We start from the raw sequence: 9,510 nt of genomic DNA, 5'->3' as shown, positions 1-9,510 counted from the left end.
ACCGGCCGGCACGCTGCGCAGGCTGATAGCTCCGCGCACCGGCCTCTTGCCACCCACCAACACCAAGGCTCAAATCAACCCAGGACTCTCGTTATCGCTGGATGAGAAATGGGGGGCACGTCAGTTCAGGGAATCGTACTTCTCATCGATCTTGGCCCGGTAGCAGCCGATATCTGACGCGCCATACGTGACCGCTGGAAGGCTCTCGCGCTGGCCCCAGATATGGTCGGCGGTGTGATAGACCGATAGCGCCGCGTTCATCCCCGATACCAAGGCGTGGCGTTCGGCATCCCGGTAGGCATGGCTTTCAGTGCCGCTGAAGAACGCGTCCAGCAGCCTCGCCTCGGCGGCGTCAAAGAGGCTGACGTTCGTCGCAGCATGCAGATCGAAGTACTCCATCTCGGCAAACTACCATTGATCAGCTTCCATGCAGGTGGCGATATCGAGATATGAAGCCCATCACGCCACTGACGGAAGTCATCCAGCGCTTTGGTCTGGATCAACTGGACCCGCTTCCGGATCACGCTTTCGATCTGAAACGTCATACCTTCATCTGGGACCGCAACGGCCTGCCCCAGTATGGCACTAGAACCCAGTCAGCGATGTACCGCCTCGCCAACCAGTGGAGGTACACGGAGGCGAGCCTGAGCTTCCTTACCGATGCCACTCTTGGTGGTCTCCGCGACAAGGAAGCCGCGTTCGATGAGATGCAGGCCGCTTATGACCGTAGCAGGCAGGAAGCGCAGGATTGGAGGGATCGGTACTGCGCCGCCGACATGCTGGCCGGCACGTACGGTGGCTCCCTTGTCGTTGCTCTGAATACCTTGATCGTCGTCTATCGCGGCGATCTCGACGTCCCGGATGAGAAGCCTGAAGACAAAGTGGCCAATGAGAAGATCGGCGAGCTGATCGGCGGCCATTCTCTTGGCGGTGTCCTATGGGCTGCCGCCAACAATACCCGACACTGGCCGGAATGGAGTGTTGAAGAGGCCATTCCGTGGCGCCTTCAGCGTGAACGGTATGAGCGGGACAAACTCATTGCCCGAGGTTACGCGATTGAAGAGAAGAAGAAGCCGAACCCAGAAGCACCACCCAAGAAAGAGAGACCGAGGCAGTCAGAATACTCTCTTCCGGTCTTGAAGGCCGCTTTAGGCCCTCCCTTCGATGCAGTGGATCACATCGGCTTCGGATGTGGCGCCCACGTGATCAAGCGGCTGGCTGGCCCTGACGGTGACTTCAACACCATCAGCCGACGCCTCTTCGACTACGCGAAGGCGCTGGAGGATCACTACGGCGAACCAAAGCCCGAAGACCCCATGGAAGACGTCCGAAGACGAGTAGCTCGGCTGAAAGGTGGTGGTGGTGGTTGAACCGTTTGGGCTCAGTGGTTGCGGGGACAGGATTTGAACCTGTGACCTTCAGGTTATGGGCCTGACGAGCTACCGGACTGCTACCACCCCGCTTGCTACTTATCTGAACTTCGAAATCCACCGGCCTCGGGCTTGGTGGATTTTTTATTGGGTCCGATTTCGTGCCTAATTGATGCGGCGCGATGCGGCCCAGACCGGCAGGTTGGTCCATTACGAGGACGCCTTCCGGCTCGCAGTCGGTTGGGAGGTCTGATGAGCACCGGCAGGCCACGTGTCGACCCGTTATGATGTTTCCCCGCATGGCGCGGGGGTGAACCGACGCTGCGTGAGCGTGGCTACCAAACCACACTGTCTTCCCCGCATATGCGGGGGTTACTGTAGTTTGTCCCGCCTTCAGGCGGGTGTGTTGAAACCCATAGTCGTGCAGCATCCCGCACCAGATATGCAGTCCCACCCTCACGGGGTGGGTGGATTGAAGCACTCGGCCCGAGGTTTCGGCCGAACGGAATGGCGGCAGGCCACCAGTAACAGCCTGCCGCCTTCTTCCTGAACGTCAGGTCCAGCCTTCTTCTTCTTGGGATTTCCGCACCCACTCCATCACGGTGCTGTCCTTCCACTCATCCGAAAGGAAAAACGGGTCTTCAGTCACGACGTCGCGCTTCTGCTTCAGAACGGCAAGCTGGGTGGTGGACATCGCGGCACGGGCCTTCTTGCCGGGGATGTCATCATTCCAATCTTCTCGGGACACCCAGCGGCGCAGTTGGCGGTCAGCATACGCGAGAGCTTCTTCCGGGGTCTTGGATCGGCGCATCTGCCGCAGGTTCCAGCCGATCATCAGCCGCGTGACGGCACTGGCGGCAGCATCGGCGGCGAAGACCGCAGGCACGAGAGTACCCCTATCGCCGTCAGGGCGATGGCGCATGATTCCGATCTTCACACGCTCCCCAAACAGACCCAGAGCCATGGTGCTAATCCAAGTAAGGCGCTCCGGAGATCGGTCATCAAGCAAGGTGAAATACGGACGGTCAATGAGATCACGAATGCTGTAACCCTCAACATCCACATCGAACCGACATTGAACGGTGTATGGACTGTCGGTTCCCTTCGGGAGATCGGGGACGACGCTCTTGAGGTCGCTGAGGTCTTCGCTTTCGAAGGTAATCACCTTGGCTTGGCTCCGTGTTGTCCCTCCAGAAACTCCGGAACCCGAAATCTGCCAACCGGATTATTTCATTTTTTGAAGCAAAATTCGGTTGGCAGATTTTCGGTTCCGAGGTAGCCGCGCGCCTCCCGGGTAACAAGGCTCGTGGCCGGCCCTGTCAGGTCTTCGGCGTCCAGCCGAAATACTCCACGCTGGTTTTCGCGATGCGCAATGCCAGTGCAGATGGAAGGAACATCAGCATGATGAGCTTCAGGCCCCAACCCTCTCCGAACGGTTCGGTACTAAAATAAAGCTCTCGCAATGTGGAGGAAATAGTCCTCAGATGATCTCTGAGAAAATTATCAACGTTGATCTCTCGCAAAGACCTATCGATCACCACCGATATGTCACTCATGGCCCGCCTATCGAATATCTCCGGCGAAAGATGGGGAATTCGGTTAAGTTCATTAGACATATACATCATTGTTCTGCATTGATCAAATTCTAGTCTGTTGCATGCATTTGAGGCTGCTGCGTTGAGGGAGTTTCTCACTAGATAGGTGTATTGCGCTAATCTTCTAACATCATCATTTTTGGACTTGAGGTATTGAAATTTTCCGTATTCTACACCGGCGAGCATTATGACGCCGACGGAGGCGCAAAGATAGAAATAGTCTATAAGTCTAGGCAGTTGGCGGGATGACCTATTTTTCCTGAGCCAGAATGTAAGGTGTGTAGCGATAGTGCCAATGGAGAAGGCAGCGGCTACCGAAAGCCATGTCCAACTAGGGTTAGAAATCAGAGCCAAGATTGTCGCGCCGCACGCTGCTGAGAAGCAGACAATCGCTGTCATTAGAAAGGCGTCTTTGGCTTCCGGCTTCCATCTGGACGGTTGAATTCGTGACCACACCTGCTCGTGGAAGGACAACCAACCCCAAAGCCAGATCGACATCCGACACCTCTTCCTCTTTGGTGATGGAAGCCGAGTTCGTGGTGAACGTCGAGCGTCTTCAGGGCTTGAGATCGAAATCCACCAAGGTGAACGGCGACAGGCACGTCATGCCGCCGGGTAGCCTGCCACCATCGCCGGCTTCACCAGTGGTCTTGCTGACGACCGTGTAGAATGCCGGCAGGATGCTGAGCTGACCCTCCAGCATGCACCAGCGAAGGGCCGTGGCGAGGCTCTCAGTGCTGTTGCACAGGTCATCCACCAGCATGACCGGGAGGCTGTTCGGCACACCTTCGCACCAGTTGAACAGCCCGTATTCTTTCCGCTGCTTCCGGACGCTGAAGGCGTTGATGCGGATGCCGTGCTGGAGGGCAACCGCTGGGATGCCGGCGAGAAGGGGAGTGGATGCTGTTTCTAGACCGGCGAGCTGCCAGTCCCAATGACCGATCTGGGTCTGCACGCGGTCGAGCATCAGGAGAGCTGCCCGGCGCATGAACTCGGGATCGAACAGTCCTCGGCGAAGATAGAACTGCCAACGGTATCGGCTTCCGGGTGCCTTGCCGATCAGGCTCGGTTCACCCAGTGCGACACGGTGAATGCAATGCTGATCGATGTACTGGCGGAGCCATTCCCGGTGATCGTGGCGTTCACTGTCGGTGACGAAGTGGATCATGGGGATATTTAGGCCCCCATCATCTGGGGGCGGTCGCAAACCCGGGGCGCCGTCCTTACCTTCGGTTGTGTTCCCGGGAGGTCCGAATGACGGAAGTATTACATCTGGCTTGTGACGAGGCCGGCTTCACAGGGTCGGACCTGCTGGCCACTGACCAGCGGTATTTCGCCTACGCTGCCGTGAACATCACCGATGATGAGGCATTCGCGCTTTTGCAGGAAGCGAAGGCTCTCTTTCCGGTCCAGATGCCTGAGCTGAAGTCCACGAAGCTGATAAAGACCCCGAACGGCCGCAAGCTGATCCGGCATGTCATTCAGAGAATCGCGGGCCGCTATTCAGTCGCGCAGCACGACAAGCTGCTGGCGCTATGCGCGAATATTTTTGAGTACATCTATGAGCCTGTATTCGCCGATGATCCGTGGCTTCTCTATGAGAAGAATTTCAATAATTTCATCATGATGTACTGCTGGCTATGGTTTCAGGAGAATGATGATGCGAGTGAGGCTGTAGAGACCATCCGGCAGTTTCAGGCCTATATGCGGACAAACGACCCAGAGAAGGCCCCCCTGCTTTTCGCGAAGAGTAGTATTCGCCTTTCCCAGCAGGGCGTGAAGCATCCCTTCGAATTGATTCAGGCCTTCGCGACTGGGTTTCGCGACCGGATCGTGGCTGACAACGCCGACATGCGCGAGGTCGTGCCAGACGGCGGTAAGTGGACCCTTGATGTTTGCGGCTCGGCTATGTGGAGTACCCTGAATTACTGGGGGCGTCTGGGAAGGCCGCTTGAGGTCCAGTGCGACGACAACAAGCCGCTCAGGGCCATAGCTCCCATCCTAATCGGCGACGACACCGATCCCGGGATCATACGGGCGCGCCGTATGGGTGATACCCGGCCACTTGGTTGGAAGTTCGCTTCGCCGCTGAGATTCACCGACTCAAGGGGTGCACCTGCGATCCAGATAGCAGACCTAGTCGCCGGCACTGCGCTTCACGGTCGTGCACATGGACTGACTGATGAACTGGCGGACATAGCATCGGATGTTCTGGCCGCGACGCTGGAGGATTCGATCTTCATGATTAAGGAGAGCATCAACCTCGACGCCCGTGAGCCGACGGTTAACTGGGCAATGATGTTCGGAATGGCCGTGCGAGCTTCTCAGAACACCGATCCCCGCTATCGATTGGCCGAGTTCTTCGGCGCTGCTGAGGTGTTGTTCGACCGTGGTGAACTCCGCCGGCAAGATGTGCAGAAGGCCTAGGCTGCCTATCCACGTTCCACCGTGAAGGGGGCCATGCACCCGACATCATGTTCGGCGGCGGCAGATAGCGCCGCCTTGATAGCCGCCTCGGGGTCGTCCAGTTCGATCCCGAGATGCAGCAGGCCATGAAGCGCGCCAACAGCCAGCCTTTCACCTGATCCGATGGCCGCGTAGCGTTCCACCGGCTCTGATACCCCGTAGTCGCTATGCAGGATGAACGCACGACCATCCGTCACCAGCAGCAAGGTGCCGGGCAGCAGGTCAGCGGCTTCAGCCACCAGATGGTGATCGACCGCAACTTGCCTGATGGCTGGCGCGACCACCGTGCTGATCCACGCTGCGGCATCCGTCTTCGGGTGTCTCTCCGCTAGCTGGAGTTGATACCGGAGAACTTCTCCAAGGCGCGCATCACCTGCATATCCGATCAGCACTGCCCCGATCCTGAAGAGCTTTGGAAGCCGACTTCGGTTGCGGTTTCCGCTTTCGTCTGAAAGACAGCTATCGGCGCCGACGACAACGCCGTCCGGGGTTCGCAGGGATACGATAATGGTCACGCCTGTATTTAGGTGACCGTGACCGTCAAGGTTGAGCCTAATGGAAACCTACAGGAGGGCTGGGGGCGCGATGAGTTTCTTGCTGGTCATCTTCGGGATGATCCCCGCCGGAATGCTCTTCCGGGATTGGGCGACCGGGTGGGGCATTCGCCTCTTCCTGATCGTTGCAGCACTGGCAAACTGGTGGATGTTCTACAGCGTGAACAAGCGCGAGATCGCCGAGTGGTGGCGGCTGTGCCGGCTTGGCTATTGCTTCGGGTGAATGGGCATTTCTGCCCCTTCAAGCTAATCCGGCACGGTGTCGGCCAGAGCCTGCGCGTAACGGAATAGCCGGACGTTGACGGCTTCGAAATTCCCTTCCGAGCCCATTAGCTTGTCCACCACATAGGCGCCTAGGTTGACCGTGATTCGCGGTGTCTCCGGCCACTTCACCGCGTCCTTCAGAACCGCGATGGACTTCATCATGCCCTTGGATGGAGGGGCCAGTTCCTTGGCCCAATCATCCACATGTCGGTGATTGTTTGCGGCGGCCCATAGGATAGCACCGAGGGAGCGCCCGCCGATGAGGTCACCCACCCGCTCGTCATGAGGGACTTCCTTCAGGTCGAGGGCCTCCCGGTAGGTCGAAATCAGCGAGTCCAAGACCATCACGATGGAACCACCGAACGAGGCGGCCATCACCTGCGATGCGCGTTGCTGGTCCTTCGCCGCTTCCACACCTACCAGTGTGTCGATCCATTTCTGGTCGCGTTCGGCTTCCGAAAGGTCGTCCCAACCAACGCCATCCCTGACCTCCTGCTTCAGGCGCTGCTCCTGTTCGGTGCCTGCGATGTGCATCAGCCAAGCGCTACGCATCTGATCAGCCAGCATGGCGAGGGCCGGTTCTGTGTGCCGCCAGCGAGAGGCTAAGCGATATATCGCGTTGGTCTTGATCGAGCCGAACTGGAAGTCACCCCGTGGGTCACGGAGCATGTTGTTCTGCTCGTCGCGGGCCGGTGGTGGAAGGCCTTGCAGATGCTTCAGCCCGTACCGTCGGGATACCTCTGCCAAGGGGAGGATCGGCTTCATGGTCCCATGTCGCCATCCATGCCGTGCACTGGTCAACCATCAGATGGAAATCGACCGGGGGCAATCCAGCAGCTAAATAGCCGGCACCGGGCCACTGCCCGTGTGTAATCCTCTGAAAGTACCTCGCCCACCAGTGCTGCCAGCGCTGGTGGGCATTTCTTTAACGGGTACCGGAGAAACCCGTAGGTCTTTACCGTTCCCCTCTACTCCTACAAGGGTAAAGACCAACGGATTGGCTCGCTACTGGTAAAGACCAACGGTTTTGGGTCGCACAAACGGTAAAGACCAACGGTTTTTGGGTCTGATAACGGTAAAGACCTACGGGTTTCACCCGACAGGTCGTTCCTGCCCGGTACCCGGCGAAGGCCTTTGGGCTATCCTTGAAGGTGATTCCCCGTTCTTCCCCGGTACCTAGCTAACGGTAAAGACCAACGGTTTTCGGCCAAGGCCGAGCTATTGACCGATAGCCTTCCTTGTCCGGCTGAGCCCCCGTTCCCCCCGGCGCCATGGGAACGGTAAAGACCAACGACTTTTCCACCCACCAGCCACGAATGAAATGGACTGCCGGCGTCAATCCGCTATGGGGCCGGCCATGCGCACACCCGGATAAATACATCCGCGCAACGGTGCGCCAGCTCTGGCAGGGCTGATACATAGGACTGGACAGTGGATTACCTACAACGGGTCTATGATGTCACGGGTGGTGCCGTGGACATGCGACCCCGTACCGACGAAGATATCATCGTAAAGCCGATATCGGGCCTAGCAGACATGGTCGCCATGCTGGGTCGCGACCCGTGGGCCGATGTACCGAAGCTCCGACAGCGACGATCCGCCAAGGCGGAGAAGATGGACGCAGCCATCCTGACGGGGCTTCCGGCATTGACCAGCATCACGTGGCTACAGGCTCAACTCTGGGACAACGGTGTTGGCGCGCGCGGCGGCCCTAGGTGGAATCTCAAGGTCAAATGGACGACGATCCGCCCGGAATTGATCGACCGTGGCCGGATCGCATCGGTCCGGTATGCGGGCCTTTCCACAATCGATCAGTGGAGGGATGCGACCAAAAGGCGACGCAACACGAAGGCGTGGGAAACGGCCTTCTGCAAGCACACGGTGAAGGTCCTGCGTGAGATCGACCGAGCCCGTCCGGCCGGCTCGCCAGAGGTACGCGTCGGATCGATATCGTACCGCTACAGTGGGCATGGAACGATTGTGTATCCCGGGCAGGTCGCAGTCCTTTCATGGGATCATCGTGACGGCGAATGGCTGCCCTGCATTGGACTCTATCAAGCGGGTGATGATGGCGACGGTAAGTGGGTCAGCCTCGGTGATGGCATCGACATCCTGCTGAATAGCTATCGGGAAGCCGAGGGCCGGCGGGAAGGGGCCAGTGATTACGTCGGCCTTCATTATCGGGACGACTACCGGGCGCTCCTGATCGAGCGCCGGGAGATGGCCGAGGCCAAGGCGGAAAAGGCTTCAAAATGAAATCGACCAAGCCCCCGATGACCGACTAAATAGGGCCACCGGGGTGATGTCCGGGCTTCAGGTAGGCCTGAGGGGGTTGTGACATGAGGGGCTCGGGATCGCGGAAGCGGTTCCGGGCCTTTCTTCATTAGGCCTTGATGGCAGCTTCCAGCGCCTCGGCGGCCAGCAAGGTGGAAGCCTCCACCAGCATCGCCACGATCTCCCGCACGGGGTCAGGATCGGCATGATGGCGCCCAAGGTCGGATGCCCGCAGAGCTGGAAGACTGGCTGCTGCCGCCCGGATGAGGTGGGCGCCGAACAGGATTTGGTCGGTCGCCGCGATGCTCTGAAGGTCCAGCTCCCGGGCCGCGTTACGGGTCATGACGTAGGCGTCGGAATTCGTGCGCATACGATATTTAGATATGGAATGGGGCAGGGCGACCCAGTATGGCGGCGTCGTTAGCCTTCACTCAGGTGCAGAGGGAGCAGCATGTCGAAGCCGCCTGTAGTCGCCATTGAACGTGTTCATCCATATGGAACCGAGCCTGAGTATCCTGCTTGGAAAGATGGATGCGGCTTTGTGCTGGCCGACCCCAAGCACGGCGAGGACCGCCACAAAGAGGTCAACGAAATCTACGTGACCACACTGGATGAAGCGGCAAGCTACGTTGAACGCGGCTTCCTCCTGAGGATGAAGTCGGTCAGTGGAGGTACAACTCAGATCAGCGCAGGTAGCCTTCGGATCGTCCGTGCTCCTGTGTACGACCTCAGATGAGCTTCAACGGAATCGCCATCGGGCGGTGTGGAAGTACACACCGGTGTCAGATCAGGTAGGCTGCCCTCCCAGTGAGATGGAGGCATCAATGGTCAACACACGTTACTTCCCGCCCTGTGGACGATGACGTGCCCCCCATTTCTCATCCAGCGATAACGAGAGTCCTGGGTTGATTTGAGCCTTGGTGTTGGTGGGTGGCAAGAGGCCGGTGCGCGGAGCTATCAGCCTGCGCAGCGTGCCGGCCGGTCTCT

12 protein-coding genes and 1 tRNA gene are annotated in these 9,510 nt (G+C 58.5%); 5 read left to right on the top strand and 8 right to left on the bottom strand.

Features of this window, described 5'->3' with window-relative positions; genetic code table 11:
* Positions 1–120: 120 nt before the first annotated feature.
* Complete coding sequence (locus tag EOD42_RS25490; protein ID WP_127790425.1) at positions 121–399, bottom strand: hypothetical protein; 279 nt, start codon at positions 397–399, stop codon at positions 121–123.
* Positions 400–449: 50 nt separating this feature from the next.
* Between EOD42_RS25490 and EOD42_RS25485 the strand changes: the two genes are divergently transcribed.
* Entirely contained in the window at positions 450–1,370 is a 921-nt protein-coding gene (locus EOD42_RS25485) for a hypothetical protein (protein WP_127790424.1), read from the top strand.
* A 15-nt stretch (positions 1,371–1,385) separates the two neighbouring features.
* Here EOD42_RS25485 and EOD42_RS25480 read toward each other — a convergent pair.
* From EOD42_RS25480 to EOD42_RS25465, 4 genes are all read right to left on the bottom strand, one after another.
* Positions 1,386–1,463 (bottom strand) — tRNA-Met (locus EOD42_RS25480).
* A 460-nt stretch (positions 1,464–1,923) separates the two neighbouring features.
* Positions 1,924–2,535, bottom strand: a complete 612-nt coding sequence (locus tag EOD42_RS25475; protein WP_127790423.1) for a hypothetical protein — start codon at positions 2,533–2,535, stop codon at positions 1,924–1,926.
* A 154-nt stretch (positions 2,536–2,689) separates the two neighbouring features.
* Positions 2,690–3,463, bottom strand: a complete 774-nt coding sequence (locus EOD42_RS25470) for a hypothetical protein (RefSeq protein ID WP_127790422.1) — start codon at positions 3,461–3,463, stop codon at positions 2,690–2,692.
* A gap of 58 nt (positions 3,464–3,521) precedes the next feature.
* The gene (locus EOD42_RS25465; protein ID WP_127790421.1) at positions 3,522–4,133 is read right to left on the bottom strand and encodes a hypothetical protein; all 612 of its coding nucleotides are present in this window, start codon (positions 4,131–4,133) and stop codon (positions 3,522–3,524) included.
* An 86-nt stretch (positions 4,134–4,219) separates the two neighbouring features.
* Here EOD42_RS25465 and EOD42_RS25460 point away from each other — a divergent pair, with 86 nt between their 5' ends.
* Positions 4,220–5,392 carry a DUF3800 domain-containing protein gene (locus EOD42_RS25460; RefSeq protein WP_127790420.1) on the top strand — a complete coding sequence of 391 codons (1,173 nt, stop codon included), beginning with the start codon at positions 4,220–4,222 and terminating at the stop codon, positions 5,390–5,392.
* A gap of 5 nt (positions 5,393–5,397) precedes the next feature.
* Here the strand turns inward: EOD42_RS25460 and EOD42_RS25455 are convergent, their stop codons facing one another.
* Complete coding sequence (locus EOD42_RS25455; protein ID WP_164868126.1) at positions 5,398–5,946, bottom strand: Ntn hydrolase family protein; 549 nt, start codon at positions 5,944–5,946, stop codon at positions 5,398–5,400.
* A 70-nt stretch (positions 5,947–6,016) separates the two neighbouring features.
* Between EOD42_RS25455 and EOD42_RS25450 the strand changes: the two genes are divergently transcribed.
* Positions 6,017–6,208 (top strand): hypothetical protein, encoded by a 192-nt coding sequence (locus EOD42_RS25450; RefSeq protein ID WP_127790418.1) that lies wholly within the window; start codon positions 6,017–6,019, stop codon positions 6,206–6,208.
* 23 nt (positions 6,209–6,231) lie between these two features.
* Here the strand turns inward: EOD42_RS25450 and EOD42_RS25445 are convergent, their stop codons facing one another.
* Entirely contained in the window at positions 6,232–7,014 is a 783-nt protein-coding gene (locus EOD42_RS25445) for a hypothetical protein (RefSeq protein WP_127790417.1), read from the bottom strand.
* A gap of 771 nt (positions 7,015–7,785) precedes the next feature.
* Between EOD42_RS25445 and EOD42_RS25440 the strand changes: the two genes are divergently transcribed.
* A complete protein-coding gene (locus EOD42_RS25440) occupies positions 7,786–8,505 on the top strand; it encodes a hypothetical protein (RefSeq protein ID WP_127790416.1) in 720 nt (239 codons plus the stop codon).
* 127 nt (positions 8,506–8,632) lie between these two features.
* Here the strand turns inward: EOD42_RS25440 and EOD42_RS25435 are convergent, their stop codons facing one another.
* A complete protein-coding gene (locus EOD42_RS25435) occupies positions 8,633–8,866 on the bottom strand; it encodes a hypothetical protein (RefSeq protein WP_164868125.1) in 234 nt (77 codons plus the stop codon).
* A gap of 108 nt (positions 8,867–8,974) precedes the next feature.
* Between EOD42_RS25435 and EOD42_RS25430 the strand changes: the two genes are divergently transcribed.
* Positions 8,975–9,259, top strand: coding sequence for a hypothetical protein (locus EOD42_RS25430; RefSeq protein WP_127790414.1), 285 nt, complete (start codon positions 8,975–8,977; stop codon positions 9,257–9,259).
* The last annotated feature ends 251 nt before the right edge of the window (positions 9,260–9,510 follow it).

Source organism: Rhodovarius crocodyli (genome assembly GCF_004005855.1).
GTDB lineage: Bacteria > Pseudomonadota > Alphaproteobacteria > Acetobacterales > Acetobacteraceae > Rhodovarius > Rhodovarius crocodyli.
The sequence above is the reverse complement of the archived record's forward strand: the minus strand, read 5'-3'. Positions and strand labels throughout refer to the sequence as shown.